Raw genomic sequence first — 17,906 nt, forward strand, 5'->3', positions numbered from 1 at the left:
TACTTTTTTATACAAGCTTCAACACCATCTTTCTTCCATTCCATGTTTTTTCTTCTTGTTTTTATATATTATTCTAAAATAAAAAAAAGAGGCTTTAGGCCTCTTTTTTCATTTATTCTTCCAAGCCAATCGCAATCGGATGTTCTTCATATGTAATCCAATCGCTCCAGCTTCCCATATATAGTTTTACATTTGTAAATCCTAATTCATCTAATGCAATAATATTTGGACAAGCTGAAACGCCAGACCCACAGTAAACGATGATTTGATCATTTTTATTAAACCGTTCAAATCTTTCTTTTAGCTCCTCTTCCGATTTCCATTCATTTTTCTCATTTAAACAATCTTCCCAAAAATAATTGAGTGCACCTGGAATATGGCCTGCTTTTTTATCGATAGTTTCGTTTTGGCCTATGTATCTTTCCTCTATCCTAGAATCAAGTAGATAGCCCTTTTTTGTTTCAACGAATTGCTTTACTTCATCCACATTGCTTAAAAGCTCTTGTTGAATATTCGCTTGAAATTGTTTGCGCGGAACTGAAGGGATATCATCTGTAATTGGATAACCTTTTCTTACCCATTTACTAAAGCCACCATCCAAAATATAAACTTCGTCATGACCTACATATTTAAGTAGCCACCAAAACCGTGAGGCGATCATACCGCCTTGGTCGTCATAAGCAACAACTTTCGAGTTTGCATCAATTCCTGCGGCTCCGAGCTTATCAATGATGCGGTCCAATTCTGGCATGGGATGTCTACCACCATGCTCTTCTACACGTTTAGAAAGGTCTTTTTCTAAGTCAAAATAAAAGGCCCCAGAAATATGTTCCTTTATATATAAATTAAGACCATGCCCTGGATTTCCTAATTCAAATCGACAATCAATCACAATTACGTTTGGGTTTTCAAGGTTTTCATATAGCCAATCTACATTCACAATATTTTTCAAATTTCCCACTCCCCTATCGTAGCAATTTTTCTCTAGGCCTATTTATTTATTTTTTCAACGTACTCCTTAACCATTTCAACAGTTACAGGCTTTCTTACAGGCAGAGAGGTTACAATCCCTTTTTTCCCTAGTTCATTCATTTCTTTCGTAACCGCATTGATCGCATCAGTCGAAAATGGCTCACCTTTTTCACATAATTCAATCGCTTTTTCAATATACGCTTCCCTTAGTCCGTCTAACTCAGTAAACCTGCTTACAATATAATGTTGATTTTCAGAATGTTTACTAATGGCGTGATGTACACTCATGTCAGTCTCCCCTTTTTACAGTTACTATCTGTCCTTATATTTATTTTATATGAACGAGCGGAAAAGTACAAAATACTTCATATTAAAAAAATGCAGGATTATCAATAAAAAGGGCGAAAAATATTATAAGATAGTATTTATAATTGGCCATAGAAAGGGGTTATGTATATATGAAAGTTGGATTTATTGGCCTTGGCAATATGGGCTTGCCGATGGCAAAAAATTTAGTAAACGCGGGGTATGAGGTGGTTGGCAAAAACCGTAGCAAGGGGAAAGAAGAATTGTTTGCAGAAGCTGGTGGAAAAATTGGGTTGTCTGTTGCTGAAATGGCCCAAAAGCTTGACGTGATTTTAACTTGTCTTCCACTGCCTGTCGATGTTGAAAAAATTTATTTCGGGGAAGATGGGCTAATCGAAAACGGTCATGAAGGCCTCATTTTAGTGGACCATAGTACTGTTGCACCCGGCTTAAATAAAAAAATCGTGCAAGCTGCTAACTCAAAAGGAATTGAATTTTTGGATGCACCAATAAGCGGCGGCAATTTCGGCGCGGAAGATGGTACATTAACAATCATGGTTGGCGGAAAAAAAGAGATTTTCGAAAAAGCTCTCCCACTTTTTAATGTCATGGGTAAAAACATCTATCATATTGGCGAAACAGGTAGCGGCTCTGTCGTTAAGTTAATTAATAATTTAATGGTAGCTTTCCACACTCAGGCCGTTAGTGAAGCTGTTACATTAGGTAAAAAGATGGGTGTAGATTCAGACTTTTTATTCAATATTTTAAATAATAGCTATGCTCAAAGTCGAATTTATGACCGCCATTACAATAATTTTATTGCAAAAAATCAATTTGAAGCTGGATTTGCAATCAAACTTTTACATAAAGACATGAAGCTCGCTGAAGAAATGGCAAGTGGAGCAGGAATGGAGCTGCCAATCGGAACAAAGCTAACCAATCTTCTGTCCGATGCCATTGAAAACGGTTTAGGAGAACAAGACATGTCTGCCCTATACGTACTTCTTAACAATACGTTAGAAAATAAAGGGGAATTATAATCACAAAGGGGATTTGCCCATCATAGCAAATCCCCTTTGTTGATGTTACAATTCATATTCCCATTCGTCTTTCAATCGTAAATAAAGTATGAACAGCTTATTTTCTAAATCATATTCATTCATGCCCTCAATTTCAATTCCAATCTTCGGAAGCAGGATAGAAGCTATTTCCGCTGTTAATTTCTTTCTTTCTGCCATCGGCAACTCCATAAAACGGTTACTATATGTTTTCACGATATTCCATTCTTTATTACTTAAAGCGTTTATGGCCCAATCCTCAAGCACTAGATCATCCTTAGACAAACCTCTTCTTTCAATTTCTTTTTCAAGCGCTGAAGCTTTCTTTCCCTGTTTCTTTTTACCTCTTTCATGAACAACAATTGTACCTGCAACGATATCCCCTAGCCTTTTATGCTTTGGATGAAAAAAGATAATGATCATTCCTAGCAAATAATAGGCTGGTAATGAGTCTATCATTCTCATAAGGTTACGAATAAAGCATGATAGCAATGTCAAGCTATGACCATTTTCTTGAATAACACGAATTCCCATCGATTTTTTACCAATTGTTCTGCCGCCTGAAAAATATTCATAAACAAAATAATAACCCCATTGCAAAATAAATAACAAGATAATTGTGATTGCAATTGGCATAAATGAATAATCATTATGATCATCAAAATAAACGAATTGCCCCCACATTATCCGATAAACGATAAGTAACAAAACAATGGTAATTACCGTCAAAATCAATTGATCTATCATAAAGGCAACTGCACGGCTTCCAAGACCAGACAGTTGAAATTGTAGTGATACATATTCAGGTGTTTTAATTTCAACCTGTTCCTTTTCCATAGGCTGGGCCTCCCTATTTTGTTCATATTTTAAAATCTATTCCTCTTTTCTTCCATACATATTATAATAAGGAATATCTCTTAAAAAAGGTGTGCTCAATTTTGAATGTAAAACAATTTGTAAAACAATATCGAGTAGAATGGAAACAACTTGAGCAATGTATAACAAAACTACATAAAAGAAATAAAAAAATAACAAGCGCTGATATTCATCAATTTCAACGTCTTTATCAAAAAACAGCACAGCATCTTTCCTATAGCCAAACATATTTCCCCGGAGAAGATGTTACTTTATACTTGAATGGACTTGTTTCAAAATCCCATAACCTCCTGTACAAGGATCAAATTTCAAGTGTGAAACAAATCCGGCAGTTTTTCAGTACAACATTTATTCATCTCTTGTTAGATCAATGGAAATTTGTCATCATCGCGATGATTTTATTTATGATTGGGGCCACAGCCAGTTATTTATCAGTTTTACATGATCCCCTTCATATGTACTCGATTCTTCCAGCACATCTAGCCCATTCTATTGATCCAAGTTCACTAGGGGCAAATGACGGTGAAATTAATGCGCCAGTCATATCTGCGGCCATTATGACGAATAATATTCAAGTCGCCATCCTCGCCTTTAGTGGCGGAGTGACATTCGGACTATTGACAGTCTATGTATTGATTACGAATGGCATCCTTGTCGGAGCACTTGCCGCCTTGTATTGGCATCACGGAAAATCATACGACTTTTGGGCCTATATTGTCCCGCATGGCATGATTGAGCTTACGGCTATTTTTATCGCTGGTGGGGCTGGTCTGTTAATGGGCTATAAGCTTTTTGTTCCAGGGCCATTTTCAAGAAGCTATCAATTAAAGCTTCAAGCAAAGCGTTCTGTTCAATTATTATTGGGAACAATCCCGTTATTTGTCATTGCTGGTTTAATAGAAGGCTATATTACCCCTAGTACGATTTCTCTAGAGGCAAAATATTTCGTTGCTTGTCTAACTGTTCTCGCTTTAATTCTTTACATCATAATCGGCAAGCAATTGATTAAGAAAAAAGCTATAGAAGACCACGGTTTATCATCTGAAAATAGTGTGAAACTGCTGTAACCGCTAGCTTCTCTTCCTTGGCCTCTACCATTAGGAGGCCTTGTTTTTCCCACTTCATTTTTTCCCGTTTTTTAAAGAGCATTTCCTGCTGTGCCATACTTTTTACCATTGCTTTTTGGAGACTTTGTGGTTCTTCTTTTAATTTTGTTAACAGCATCTCATCTTCAATACCAATCATGAAAAATAAATGTCTTTGACGTAGTCTTTGCAAATAATAGAGTGCACTTTCTTCATACAGAAACGTGCGAATGTCACTAAATAATAAAAGTAAACTACGTTTTTTTTGGACGGTTTGTAAATATTGCAAAACATGTGCATAATTTGACTCAACGGAATCCACGTTTACATTATAAATCGCCTGAAGAATCGTTTGTAGATGGCCCATCCCCTTACTGGCTGGAACAAACACTTTTACATCTTTAGAAAAAGCTAACACTGAAACAGAATCACCCTTTTTTAGTGCAGCAGCAGAAACGGTTAAAGCGCTCTCTAATACCTTTTCTAACCTATTTCCTTTTGTTAACTCTGCTCCCATCAAGCGCCCGCAATCAATTAAAATTGTAATCACTTTCCCATGCTCTGGTTCATATTCATTACTCATTACCTCATAGAGCTTGGCTGTTTGCCTCCAATTGATCATCCGCGGGTCATCACCAACGACATGGGTTCTAATTTTAGCAAACTCACCAACACCACTTTTAGATTTACGAATTTTTGACCCTTCATATTTTAAAAACCGCTGCGCGCTTTCTAAATATTGCTTTGTCTCAGTTAAATCTGGTATGACCTTAATAGTAGCAGGTAATTCGGCCGTTATTTGCTTTTCCCAAAGCCCAAACACACTTGTATATCGAAAATAAAGCTTCTCAATTTCGTATTGCCCTCTAACGAGGGCTGTTGTTTCGTACATGACCCGCTCTGTTTTATTGCCGGAAACTTTTCCATCGATTGGAAATGATCTATCAAATGATTGTGGTATTCCATCAACGAACCGAAACTTGAGCGCATATCTAGAAGCGTTATTTATTTCGATTTCCACTGTATAGGCAATACCTCTCTCCATTTCTCCCGCTATTTTTCGTTTAAAACTAATTTCCTTTTTATTCGCTGAATAAAATAAGTCAAATAATGTTAATAATAAAGCGATAATATTGCAGACAATAACGAAAGTCCAAGAGAATTCCAATACGGAAGCGAATACAAGTACAGCCGAATAAACGAAAGTGATGAAGAGTAATCGTTTCGTTGGTATAATCCCTCTATCGCGGTACAGGAATCGATCCCACAAGTTCATCAATGGTTTGGTCAATCGTAACACCCTCCAATTCTTTATGCGGCGATAGTTGAATACGGTGTCTAAGTCCAGGTTTCGCCACTATTTTAATATCGTCTGGTGTTACATAATCACGGCCTGATAAATAAGCCCATGCTTTTCCTGCTTTCCCAATTGAAATTCCTGCTCTTGTACTTGCACCAACACGAATCGAATTCGATTCCCTCGTCTTTCTTACAATTTCCATAATATAAGCTAATACACTATCCCCGATTGTAATGTTGTCGATTTCTGCTCTTATGTTTTCAAACGTTTGCATATCTAAGACGGCTGTCACTTGACTACTATCAAAACTATTATGAATCACTTGTTGTAACACCTTTAGCTCTTCAGTAAAGGATGGAAACTCAATAAATAGCTTAAATAAAAAGCGATCTTGCTGCGCTTCTGGTAATGGATATGTCCCTTCATACTCAAGTGGATTTTGCGTTGCAACAACGAAAAAAACCTCTGGTAAACGATATGTTTCACCTTGGATTGTTACTTGCTTTTCCTCCATCGCCTCTAAAAGCGCTGCTTGTGTCTTGGCTGGTGTACGGTTAATTTCATCAGCTAATAACAAATTTGTGAAAATCGGCCCTTTTAATGTTTGAAATGTACTATTTTTCATATCATAAATCATACTGCCGGTAATATCGCTCGGTAGTAAATCAGGGGTAAACTGAATTCGTCGGAAGCTCCCACCTAAAAGACTTGCCAATGTTTTCACCATTTGCGTTTTCCCTGTCCCTGGAACACCTTCTAATAAGACATGCCCCCCTACTAAAATAGCAGAAAGTAAAAGGCGAAGATTAAAGCCCTGTCCGATTATACGTTCTTCGTACTTTTCTAATAATGATGCTAAATCCTTATTCATCCTTCTTCAACCTCTTTCCTTAATTGCTCTAGTTTCTTCGACCATAGCAAATATTCTTGTTTCGTTATCTTTTCCTTTTCAAGAACCTTCGTCAATTCATGTAAAAACCGACGTATTTCAAGCGCAGATACAGTAATCCACTTCCGTTCAAGCGTACCCGCAGCATCTATCCAATCCGTTTTATACGGGATTCCCCAGCGTTCCTGAAGCTGTACCTTTACATAATCAGCCTGAACGAATAACGAGTCTTTAAATAACTGACATCTCATATGCCAAGCCGCTAACGCTTGGATTCTTTCATCTGTAAAACGAACAAATTCCTCTCTTGGAAGAAGAATTGGCCCAAACCGCTTTCCTTGCATCCAAAGCAATAGGACCATCACCAAGGCACACTGAACAAACAATAGTAACACCCATTTTGGATAGACGGAATAAGCTGTTTTCCCAAAGCCATGCATATACTCATCGATTAAAATCGTATCAGCATTTTTTACATTGCCTTCATTCAGTAATGATAAAATAAGTGGAATATGGTCATGCTTTAAAATATTTTCATTTGTTACCCATTCTGGAGAATTAAGAGCAATTAACTGCCCTTTTCCAAAAGGCCGTTTTATTGCAATCGGTCCATTTTCATTTGACAGCAAAACTTCATCACTTTTTATCGTTTTATAAACAAAAGTAGCTCTATAATCCGCCTTATACTCATTTCCTTCTCGGTCCTTGACACGAATGTAATCTAAAGAAGACTTGTTACTATGTTCACTCTTTAAATGAAATCTCCCATTCGGACTTGTTGTAAATAAAATAATCGTATTTCCTGCTTCCATAAACTCCTCATATGGCTTTTGTACTGATTTTTTTGAAATATACACGCCGTTTGGCTCTACCATCAATAGGACTTGATTTCCAACACTTTTTGGTAACAAATCCGCCGCATAAAACCATCTTTCCACTGGAAGTTTTTCCTTTTCTAAATATGTATAAAAGGCTTTAACACCATCTGGCGCTGGTGAATTTGATACATAGCTAGGATATTTCGTTGGTTCCGGTGTAAGAACAAAGAAGCTAATCAAGATAAACAAAAGGAGAAGCATAATGAGCCATAGCCATGTTCTTTTTTTAGTCGTTACGATTTGCAAGGCTGATTCTCTCTCCTTTTTTACGTAGTTATAATGCGTTCGTCCGTTGTATCAGTATGTTCAAACCATTGCATGATTTCATTACAATATTCGCTGTACTCCTCTTTTTGCAATTTACGTTCACCATATGTCGCTTCATCAAAAAATAAAGCAAACCTTTTAAATTGTGCAGCCCATTCTTTGTTAACCTTTTGAAGCTCAGCATAGTACTCCCAATTTGTTTTCCAAACTCTTGCTTCCAACCATTTATTTTCATGACAATAAAGCAATAACGCTAAAAACATGTGGCGGGTTGCGATTGTGTACTGCCCCATTGCTTCCTGTTTACTCGCTTCCCTTACATGGTCTTGAAACGACCAATTCATTTCACTTAAAGATTGAATCGGCTTATTCCGAAACCGATAAGAACGATTCGTGTTACGGAAAATGAGAAAAAGAATTAACGCTAATAAAAGTACAATTCCAACGATTATACCGATAAATATCCATTGTGTTACTTCATTTGATGGTGAATAAGAGGGGAACACATCTCCTAATCGTTCCTCCAGCCACTTTATGGCCTTCTCCCACCATATTTGAAGTATACTTTTCGAATTATCGTAATACGCTTGATATTCTTTATCATTTAATATTTTTTCAATATCATCTCTTGCTTCATTCGGGTTTAGCATCGTTTCATCACCTAATTTCATTAGGAACTCGATTAATGAGCACTATTGTAGTCCTCAATCATTTCTTTTAAATCATCAGCATCATTTCTTATTTTTAAATCAAAATACATAACAGCATACCCAACCGTGAAAAGCATCGTCGTGAATAATACGATGACATTGACAATCGTCATCAATAGTACACTATTCCCTAAAAAAACAGCGAACGAAAACTGTACAGCAAAAGTAATGATTCCAACAATAAAGTAAAATGCGATGTAGAGCCCCATTAATGCCCAGACCCGTTTACGTGTCAGCTTCCAGCTTCTTGAAATACCCGGTGCCCTTTTTTCTAACACTGTCACACAAAAATAAAAGCTCAAACGAGTTAACAAGTACCCAATCCCAACGCCAAACCCGATAAAGCCAACGATAAATAACAAAACGCCAAAAACAGGATGCATAATAGCACCGATCGTCCCAATTATACTAATAATAAAAACTGGCACGAACATCAATCCAGTCATGATAATACCAAATAAAAGCGAACTCCCAAGCATCGGAAAAAAGCGCAAAAATCCTTGCTTTATAACAGAACCTACTGTAAAGTCTTCATTATTTCTAATATGATTTATTGCAAACAAAATTGCTGCAATTGCAACCATGTAGAAAATACCACTGACTAAACTTAAAATAATAATTCCAATTTCCGCAGTCATGTTACTAGAATAAGTATAAGATGATTCAGTAAAACTAGAGAAAACTTGTTCTAACCAATTCCCTCCCCCTCCAACTGCTTTTATGAAACTTTCTCCCACAACTAGAAGAATAATCGCTTGTAATAAGTAAATGGGACCGATTAAAATTAATAAAATCATAAATAGCTTAGTAAAATACTGTTTACTCAAACGAAAAGTAGAATCCAAAATTTCTCCAAAACCTTTTGGAGTGGCAAAAGAATTATTCACAATATGATCCTCCAATGTAATAAATGATAACGAACAAATAGTAGCACTAACGTTATTTTATATGATTATTTTACCATTTAATCAAATTTTTCCTAGATATATAAATATATTCATAAGCTCAAGCTAAAAAAATCCACCATTTCTACAATAACAAATAGAAATGGTGGTTGATATTGTTATACTATAATTATTTAATTCATTACGTTATAAACGGAATCCGTACCATGTCAAATGGGGTTGCTAATCCTAACAATTCTTCGTCAGGCTTCCCACTTTCAGTAATTAATACTGCTTCAAGTCTAGTTGCAAAAACATCGAAATGGTTTAAAAACTTTTCGCGAACATCGTATATCGTTTGATTTTGATTCATAAAAATATAATTTCTTTTAATTTTTTCAAACGACATTACATCGCCTAAATAAGCATCTAAACAACGGTCCATTGAAGCCTTGTCGATATTTTGCGAAATCCACATCGTAATCCCTTGATTTGTTAAAAGGCCAGCAAACTTATCGTTATCATAAACTGGGAACTGGGAATAACCATGTTTTTTTATAGTTTTTAATACTTCCGTTAAATGGTCTGTTTTTTGAAATATTTTAACGTTACGGGAAAAAAACGGAATAATTGTTTTTGGCTTTGTCAATTCAGCAGCAATTCTTTCAATTAATTCAACAACGGAAAGATGCGGCTCTGCAATCGTAACTGCTGGATAATACCGTCCATGAACAATTGCATTTCTTAGCTCTGATAATTCTTTCAAATCATCTTTATAGGTCATAATTAAACCGCTTTTTTTCTTTGCCATATCAACTAATCGATAAAATGGAACGTGACCGCGAGCATCTACGATTTTCTCAATTTCACTGGATATTGTGTTAAACGCACTTAAAAAGCGCTCTGAATTTGTTAAACCTTCTCTGTTCGCCACTACCATGTTCAGTTTCCCCTTGTGTCCTTATTCTTATATAATCGCTGCAATTTCCGCCTTGGCATTTTCTAATTTTTCAATATCAATTGTTTCAGATAATGCTGCAAAATAACCATCAAAATAGTCATCTACTTCGACCGTAGCCTCAGCCATAACCTCTCCTAAATGCTGCAATAAATAGGCATCGTATACAGTTTTAAATTGTGCCGTTTGCGCTTCGATGTAGGAATGGACAGGCTCTTTAATCAAGCGTTCTAGTTCTTCCCTCAGCTTCATTTTGCCGCCTTGTTCAAAGAAAGATTTTGGTCCTTTAAATATTGACAAAACAGATTTGAACGGGTCACGTGAAAGTTCTTCAAAAGCATTTTCAAACTCCATCGTGTCAAATTGGCGGGCTTCAATCGGTAATAATGAAATCGGATGAATACCCTCAATCATTCCTTCCACACTATGATGAACATCTTTTAACAATTTGTTAAGATGGTTTTCGACCCTGAGTGATGTAGCCCGCATTTCTTGTGATAAATCAAAGCCAATATTTACTAATAGTTCCTCTAAACAGCTTTGGATTGCCTTTTTCAAGTCACGTCCATCATCCCGTAAGGAGGAAGGATTAAAGGCTTCATTGTAAAAATCATTAAAGCGGAAAAAAATACGCTGTGCGACATAAAATAAAAGTTCTTCAATTTCTTGCGCTAACGAACGTTCCTCTACTTTAAATTCTTTCGTCTGAATTTTTTCGGTTATTTGTTTTTTAGCTTGCTCCGCATTAAGGCGTTTTTGTTGTTTGACTTCATCGCTCTCTTTTGCAGTCGCAATAATATTATTTAAGGCAAGAACAGCGCGTTTTAAATCCTCATGCGCAGATTGAATCGAAATTTGTACAAGGTCATTCATGATAAACGAATGGAATGCCTGTTCAAAGACAGCGATTTTTGATTCGTTCGAAACAGCATGTCCTTCCATCATTTGAAGCTTCTCTTCAAGCGCGAGCTTACTTGATAACGGATAAATCCGTGGGAAGCGAATGCCAAATTTCTTTAGCTCATCACCAACATAATCAATGACAATCTTTAATTCTTCTTCAGACTTTGCTAAATCGGCCGCATTGACGACGAAAAACATCTTGTCCATCTCAAAGGCTTCCTTAACGCGGCCAAGCTGAATTAAAAACTCGCGGTCTGCTCTTGAAAAAGCATGGTTGTAATACGTTACGAACAGAATCGCATCAGCATTTTTGATATACTCAAAGGCAACTCCCGTATGGCGGGCGTTAATCGAATCAGCCCCTGGCGTATCGACTAATGTAATACCTTGCTCTGTCAACGGGCAATCATAATAAAGTTCAATCCACTCAACAAAACAAGATTTTTCTTCCTTGGCAACATAGTCTTCAAAAGCCTTTAAATCAACAGTTAATACTTCTCCTAACTTATCGGCAATAAAATCATAGCCAATTTGAACAGCTTTCAAAAAGGAATAGTGTGGTTTCTCTTTCGGATCATTTCCTCCATAGGTTAAGGAATTGATAATCGATAACGCCTCATCCATTGAACGGCATGTCTTTTGGAACAATGCTAATGACTGTTCTACATCCTTAAAAATTTGCTCTTTCGTTTTTATTTTTACTAACACCGTTCCATGCGGATGTTCAGCGCTTGCAGGCAAAATTTTATTAATAGTCGCTGTCGTTGGATTCGGTGAAACGGGCAATAGTTTTTCGCCAATTAATGCATTGGCAAACGATGATTTCCCTGCGCTGAAAGCTCCAAATAATGCAACAGTAAAACGATTGTCGTGGAGCCTACTCGCTTTTGCTGCCATATCACTGGCAAGCGTATGAATTCCTTTAATCCCTTGTAGGGAGCGAATCGCTGTTTTTAATTTTCCAACAGTTTGTTCCAAACGTTCTTTTACGTTAAAGTCATCTGTTGCATGTACGTAATCGCTTAGCACCTCGGGGTTGTTTTGAGCTTGCTCCTGCACCTCAACATTTGATTCATTTTGTTCAGTTTTTTGCGCCATTTCCATTTGCTTAATTTCAATCGTAGGTGTGCTTACTACAAACTGCTTTAGCCAATTTATTGTTTGTTCTAAGACGGCTTGTGGCAATGGCTCTGTTAACAGTTCTAATAGATTTGCCTCAAGTTCCTCTCTTTTTTGTTGCAGCATGTTCAAACCATCAACAGCATCTTTATATTGTGTGTAGTTTGCTAAATTCGCTTCTACCTCGCTTAACTCACGGTCAATAGCAACATCAACGAGAGCTTGCCCTTCTGCAAACTTTTCCATTACCCGATTTTTATAAAGGCGTTTAATCTCATTCGATACATCGTTCGTATAATTTAAAATGTACTCCCCGGTTAACCCTGCCCCTTTTTTCACAAGCTCTTCTAAAAATTGTACTTCGAACTCTACTGTTATTTCTTCAAAAATGCTATTTACAAAAGCTTCATTTTCAATATTATTTTCTTTAAAAAACCGAACGGCAAAATCTTTTATATGCCAATCAAGCTGCGCTTCAACTTGTTTTTTAAAACTTTCATAGAAAGCTTGTAAGCGAGCGTTTCTTTCTTCTTCTGTTTTCTTTTTGGAAAATAAGAATCCTATTTTAAAATCAGCTTGGCATGCCTCTAAATACGAATGAGCCAAATCCCTTGTTGCTGCAGGCATTAAATAGGCATTATCCATGATTTTCTTAATTCCGGCTTCGAACTCACTTTTAAGATGATTCTTTTTATGAAGTAAAAAGGCTTGTCTTTCTCCAAGCTTTGCAACCTCTTGAAGAACTCGTTTTCGTTCGTTTTCAGGCAATTCTTCCAGTTGTCCCTCATAAGCATGACGCTCTTCTTCATGTTCATGATCGAAGAATTGCAAGTGTTCTTCAATGAGTGGCTTTACTGAAGTTATTACACTTTTTAACAACAGTTCATCTTTATTTTCTATTTGATTTCGCAAAAATTGCTCTAATCTATCATATTCGTTAAGCGTGTGACTTAAATTTTTTAGCGATGTAAAAAACAAACCATCGAAATTCACGCCCCAGCCTTGGAATGACTCAATAACACTAGTTTTATAGGATTCAAAACTTAATTCGGCTTCATTATGCTTATCAATCATATTAATGACTAAGTAGACCGGCTTGCCACGATCCTTTAATGTTTTCGTAAATGAAAAATTAAGCTCTGATTGAACATGGTTATAGTCCATGACATATAAAACAACATCAGCTAAATGCAGCGCTGATTCTGTTGAAATGCGGTGGGCATCATGTGTTGAATCAATTCCTGGTGTGTCCATAATCGAAACATCTTCAGGCAGAAGAATATCTTTGTCGCTTATTTCAATCGAATCGACATTTTCGCCATCTTTTGCAAAGCTTTTGACGACGTCATAATCATATGGAGCCGGAAATTCAACAGGCTCTGCATGCTTGTAGTAAACGCGCGCATAGCTTTTTCCTTTTTTGATTTTGACGAGATTGGCACTCGTTGGAATCGGGCTAGAAGGCAAAACTTCTTTTCCCATAAAATGATTCATCATTGTCGACTTTCCAGCCGAAAAGTGGCCGCAAAAAGCAATCATAAATTCGTTGTTTTCGACTTTTTCAACAAGCTGCTTTACTTTTTCAGCATTGTCGCTGTCACCTTTTTTTTGTAATTCTAAATATAAAGCTACTAAACGATTCATTTCTGTCATAGTTGAATTTTTTCCCTCTCATAATTATGCAATATATCTTTTCACCTTATGTTATCAATTGTAGAGCATTTGCTCAATTATTTTTCGAAAAAAGGTAGAATTTTGTCATATAAAAAAAGACATGAAGAGCGATTAACGCGTGGTTTCATGCCTTTTAAAAGGTTAATTATTTTTTTATCGTGTCTTTGGGTCGACTTTGTGTAAAAGATAATACATTAAGAGTCCATATGTCGTAAATGTCACTGAAATAAAGGTGAAAACCATTTTTCAACACCGTCCATTCTTAGTTAATACCTTATCAATAGTGATAACCATTATCATTTATCTTTAATTTTATAATAACATCATTGATAGACATTTTCAATAAGAAATTGCAGGGATTTTAATCGTTTACATTTTTAAAATTTATTAACTATGAACGTTCTCTTGTTGGGGCAAATCTTGGACGTTGATAAAATACAGCTTTATAGTTGGTTTCTCTTATTAATGCATTTTCCTCGATTGGAATGCGAATGCTTAATGCAATCATGTTTAGTAAAGAAAAAATAGCTGCTGTTAAGTGGGCGTTGAATAGTAATGGTATAACTAAAATCTCAATGACAACAACTAAGTAATTAGGATGACGTATAAATTTATATGGGCCTTTTGAAATAATATTTACATTCGGAACGACAATGATTTTCGTATTCCAAAATTTACCTAAAGATAGCAAACTCCAAACTCGTAGGACTTGTGCCAATGTGAAAAATAGTAAAAACAATGGCCATAAAGATGAAATAGGCTTTTCCAAAAGCGTTACTTCTAAAATTAATGACATGAAAAACAAAATATGGACAAGGACAATATACTTGTAATGCTTATTTCCAACTTCAAAGCCACCATTTGCTTTCATCCATTTTTCATTTTTTCTTGCAATCTTAAGCTCAACTACTCTTTCCAAAATAATGAGCGAAATAAAAAATATAAAAAACATTCGGCATCCCTCTCTATTCAAAACGTAGTAATAAAAGCTCGGAACTAAAGCCAGGCCCAACTGCTACAGCCAATCCTATATCCCCTTGTTGTGCCTCCTTTTCTAAAAATCTCTGCAATACATAAAAAATAGTTGCTGACGACATATTCCCATAGCTTGATAACACTTCTAGCGGAATCTTTATTTTATCTGGGGCTAATTGTAAGGCCTCTTGATAGGCTTCCAACACTTTTTTACCACCAGGGTGGGCTACAAAATGCTGAATATCGTTGATTGATAAATTTTGCTCTAGCAAAAATTTTTCGACATTGCTGCGCACCGCTGTTCGAACAATTGTAGGTATATCTTTTGAAAAAACAACAAAAAAGCCCTCATCCTTTATATCCCACCCCATCACATCTTCTGAATCAGCCATTAATTTTGATTCGGTTGCTTGAATAGTCGGTAAATATGGATGTTGCTCTGTTCTTATAATGTCTGCCTCAGATCCACAAACTAAAGCACAGGCAACCCCATCTGCAAAAAGGGAAGTTCCAACTAAATTACTTTTGGAGTGATCGTTTTTTTGGAATGTTAAACTGCAAAGTTCAACACTGAGAACAAGGACCTTGGCTTTTGGAAATGCGGTGCAATATTCAAATGCTCTTGAAAGCCCGGCTGCACCTCCGGCACAGCCCAATCCCCAAATCGGAATTCGTTTGCAATGTTTTTGAAATGGAAGTTGATTCATGATTCTAGCTTCGATGCTAGGTGTAGCGATTCCACTTGAAGAGATATAAAAAATGGCTTCTATTTCCTCGTAACGAACCACGCCTCGTAAACATGTCGGATTTTCAAGACAATCCTTAATTGCGAGTATTCCAAACTGGACCGCTTTTTCAATAAAAACTTGATTTTTCTCAGCAAATGAATGTTCTTCTTTAAACCATTCAAGCGGTACAGCAAAATATCGTTCCTTGATCTGACCATTTTCAAAGACTTTTAACAATCGGTCGATTTCTTGAAAGGAATCTTTGAATAGTTCTCGAACAAATTGCACAGTTGTTCCCTGAGTTATTTTATAGGGTGGTGTATACAATCCTACAGATGCAATCCTAGCCATATTTTGGACCTCTTTCCTCTTTTGATTACTAGCTATATTTTCCAATTGCGGCGATTTTTACTCATGCAAAAAAACCTCCCTACATCGTAGAGAGGTTGAAATGAATTCCTAAATAGAATTCTGACGTTATGAAGGATTGTTGTGCATTTTTATTATAACCAATTCGGCATATTATTTCATTGTCAACTCTTTCCTAAATTTCTTATAAAATTTGTGAATATATCAAAATTAGTCATTCACTCTTTACAATTTTATGGTATTATATACCCAGTCTTTATGGTATTATATACCTAATCAAAATTTCAAACAAAATAGGGTGTGGTTAAGCTGTCTTTAGGAGAAAAAATTACACAAGTTCTAAATGGCACCATCGAATCGGTTAAAGGTGTGATTCCTGTTCCTCTAGAAATTGGAAAGCCTTCATTAATGGCCGAACCATTACAGCAATCTGAGATGGGGGTTCTAATTGGAATGGTCGGCCATGTAAGAGGAAGGTTGGTCATCGAAAGTGAGTCAAACACATTTGGTAAAATTGGCGAAATCATGTTTGGAATGCCATTGGAAGGGGAAATGCTTCATTCGTTTACAGGTGAACTTGGGAATATGATTGCAGGGAATCTATGTACGATTGTAGCCCAAAAAGGTTTAGAAATTGATATTACACCGCCAACAGTAATGGTTGGAGCTTCAAAGCTTTACGGTTTTGAGCGAGCTTTTCGTGTTCCAGTTGAGATTAAGGATACTGGTCAAATCCAAATCATTTTGATGCTCGAAGTAAAGTGATAGAAAAATGAAAAATGCTGCTAAATAAAAAAGTGAGGCTGACCATTTAAAGTTAGCCTCATCTACCCTAGTATAAATTAAATAGAATGTTTCATTTCTTCTTTTCCAGTTCCCTCTTGAAATTCATATCCGTCCACAATAACATCTAATTTCCCAGTTTCAGGGTTAATGACTAAGCCATGAACTGCTACATCCTTTGGAAAAAGCGGATGATTTCGAATTCTATTAACAGATTCTTGAACACTTTCACCTACATTTGAAAATCCTAACAACCACTGATCGATATCAATCCCTGCATGGCGTAAAATATCAATTTTTTCTCGTGAAATCCCAGATAAAATAGCTTTATCCAAAATTTGATTTGCAGACAGCCCAGTCATCCCGCAATCATGATGACCAACAACAAAAACTTCCTTGGCATTTAATGAGTAAACAGCTACTAAAATACTCCTCATAATACTTCCGAATGGGTGGGATACAAGTGCACCCGCATTTTTGATAATTTTTGCATCACCATGTTTAATATTCATCGCAGATGGTAGCAAATCTGTCAGCCTAGCATCCATACAAGTTAAAATGACCATCTTTTTATCCGGAAACTTGGTTGTCTTAAATTGTTCGTATTCTTTATTTTTTACAAATTGTTCGTTATGAACTAAAACTTCATGCAATCGCTTCATCCTTATTATAACCTCCCAGATCCATTTATTATTTTATAGTATTATATCCCCAAAAACACCTACTAATTAACAACAAATTTCTACATTTTCACCTATTAAATAACGAATTATTTATCATGTAAAGAACAATCTTAATGATCTATTTCACATTCTGTTCACAACTTTCTCACCTTAAACCCTTACGTATCAAGGAACATGATGTTTTCACTATGTAGATAGTTTTTATATTATTTGTGAACATTTTGTGAAAAATATCAAAATGTGATGGATTCGATTTGTTTCTTTTGTAATATAAAAGCATAATGTTAGTTTTACTTCAAATTTGTTTGACTAAAAATTATTTTTTATTAGAAGGGATGTGATTAAATGGCAAAACTTGAGACGCATCACAAAACTGAAGTAGAGGATAGCAATTCCTTAAAAGGTACTTTAGTTTCAGTTGCTATTCTCGGAATCATTCTTCTTGGTACTTGGATTGGAGTATTTAATTTATTCTTAACACGCTAATTG

17 protein-coding genes are annotated in these 17,906 nt (G+C 36.0%); 4 read left to right on the forward strand and 13 right to left on the reverse strand.

Going from position 1 to position 17,906, the window contains the following annotated elements:
• Positions 1-112: 112 nt before the first annotated feature.
• Positions 113-952: a sulfurtransferase gene (locus GX497_09865; protein HHY73513.1), complete on the reverse strand. Its 840-nt coding sequence runs from the start codon at positions 950-952 to the stop codon at positions 113-115.
• Between the two features lie 38 nt (positions 953-990).
• Positions 991-1,260, reverse strand: coding sequence for a YpbS family protein (locus GX497_09870; GenBank protein HHY73514.1), 270 nt, complete (start codon positions 1,258-1,260; stop codon positions 991-993).
• 170 nt (positions 1,261-1,430) lie between these two features.
• Here GX497_09870 and GX497_09875 point away from each other — a divergent pair, with 170 nt between their 5' ends.
• Positions 1,431-2,318, forward strand: a complete 888-nt coding sequence (locus tag GX497_09875; GenBank protein HHY73515.1) for an NAD(P)-dependent oxidoreductase — start codon at positions 1,431-1,433, stop codon at positions 2,316-2,318.
• 45 nt (positions 2,319-2,363) lie between these two features.
• Here GX497_09875 and GX497_09880 read toward each other — a convergent pair whose 3' ends face one another.
• On the reverse strand, positions 2,364-3,173 hold the full coding sequence (locus GX497_09880) for an RDD family protein (protein HHY73516.1): 810 nt from the start codon (positions 3,171-3,173) through the stop codon (positions 2,364-2,366).
• Between the two features lie 101 nt (positions 3,174-3,274).
• Between GX497_09880 and GX497_09885 the strand changes: the two genes are divergently transcribed.
• Positions 3,275-4,279 (forward strand): stage II sporulation protein M, encoded by a 1,005-nt coding sequence (locus GX497_09885; protein ID HHY73517.1) that lies wholly within the window; start codon positions 3,275-3,277, stop codon positions 4,277-4,279.
• Here the strand turns inward: GX497_09885 and GX497_09890 are convergent.
• The 9 genes from GX497_09890 to GX497_09930 all read right to left on the reverse strand — a co-directional run bounded on the left by GX497_09890 (position 4,230) and on the right by GX497_09930 (position 15,933).
• Positions 4,230-5,573: a DUF58 domain-containing protein gene (locus GX497_09890; protein ID HHY73518.1), complete on the reverse strand. Its 1,344-nt coding sequence runs from the start codon at positions 5,571-5,573 to the stop codon at positions 4,230-4,232. The genes GX497_09885 and GX497_09890 overlap by 50 nt on opposite strands.
• Entirely contained in the window at positions 5,539-6,468 is a 930-nt protein-coding gene (locus GX497_09895; GenBank protein ID HHY73519.1) for a MoxR family ATPase, read from the reverse strand. The genes GX497_09890 and GX497_09895 overlap by 35 nt, the downstream gene beginning before the upstream one ends.
• Positions 6,465-7,565 carry a DUF4350 domain-containing protein gene (locus GX497_09900; GenBank protein ID HHY73520.1) on the reverse strand — a complete coding sequence of 367 codons (1,101 nt, stop codon included), beginning with the start codon at positions 7,563-7,565 and terminating at the stop codon, positions 6,465-6,467. The genes GX497_09895 and GX497_09900 overlap by 4 nt, the downstream gene beginning before the upstream one ends.
• 65 nt (positions 7,566-7,630) lie before the next feature.
• Complete coding sequence (locus GX497_09905) at positions 7,631-8,281, reverse strand: DUF4129 domain-containing protein (protein HHY73521.1); 651 nt, start codon at positions 8,279-8,281, stop codon at positions 7,631-7,633.
• A 32-nt stretch (positions 8,282-8,313) separates the two neighbouring features.
• On the reverse strand, positions 8,314-9,228 hold the full coding sequence (locus GX497_09910) for a hypothetical protein (protein HHY73522.1): 915 nt from the start codon (positions 9,226-9,228) through the stop codon (positions 8,314-8,316).
• 199 nt (positions 9,229-9,427) lie between these two features.
• Positions 9,428-10,165 carry a CBS domain-containing protein gene (locus GX497_09915; protein ID HHY73523.1) on the reverse strand — a complete coding sequence of 246 codons (738 nt, stop codon included), beginning with the start codon at positions 10,163-10,165 and terminating at the stop codon, positions 9,428-9,430.
• A 27-nt stretch (positions 10,166-10,192) separates the two neighbouring features.
• Complete coding sequence (locus GX497_09920; protein HHY73524.1) at positions 10,193-13,858, reverse strand: dynamin family protein; 3,666 nt, start codon at positions 13,856-13,858, stop codon at positions 10,193-10,195.
• 412 nt (positions 13,859-14,270) lie between these two features.
• On the reverse strand, positions 14,271-14,831 hold the full coding sequence (locus GX497_09925; protein HHY73525.1) for a hypothetical protein: 561 nt from the start codon (positions 14,829-14,831) through the stop codon (positions 14,271-14,273).
• Positions 14,832-14,844: 13 nt separating this feature from the next.
• Positions 14,845-15,933 carry a type III polyketide synthase gene (locus tag GX497_09930; GenBank protein ID HHY73526.1) on the reverse strand — a complete coding sequence of 363 codons (1,089 nt, stop codon included), beginning with the start codon at positions 15,931-15,933 and terminating at the stop codon, positions 14,845-14,847.
• 327 nt (positions 15,934-16,260) lie between these two features.
• On the opposite strand from GX497_09930, the gene GX497_09935 reads away from it, so the two are divergent.
• Positions 16,261-16,716, forward strand: a complete 456-nt coding sequence (locus tag GX497_09935) for a chemotaxis protein CheX (protein ID HHY73527.1) — start codon at positions 16,261-16,263, stop codon at positions 16,714-16,716.
• Between the two features lie 77 nt (positions 16,717-16,793).
• Here GX497_09935 and GX497_09940 read toward each other — a convergent pair whose 3' ends face one another.
• Positions 16,794-17,396: a carbonic anhydrase gene (locus GX497_09940; GenBank protein ID HHY73528.1), complete on the reverse strand. Its 603-nt coding sequence runs from the start codon at positions 17,394-17,396 to the stop codon at positions 16,794-16,796.
• Between the two features lie 366 nt (positions 17,397-17,762).
• Here GX497_09940 and GX497_09945 point away from each other — a divergent pair, with 366 nt between their 5' ends.
• Positions 17,763-17,903 (forward strand): cytochrome c oxidase subunit 2A, encoded by a 141-nt coding sequence (locus GX497_09945; protein ID HHY73529.1) that lies wholly within the window; start codon positions 17,763-17,765, stop codon positions 17,901-17,903.
• Positions 17,904-17,906: the final 3 nt, after the last annotated feature.

It is taken from the genome of Bacillus sp. (in: firmicutes) (genome assembly GCA_012842745.1).
In the GTDB taxonomy this organism is placed as follows: Bacteria; Bacillota; Bacilli; order Bacillales; family Bacillaceae_J; genus Schinkia.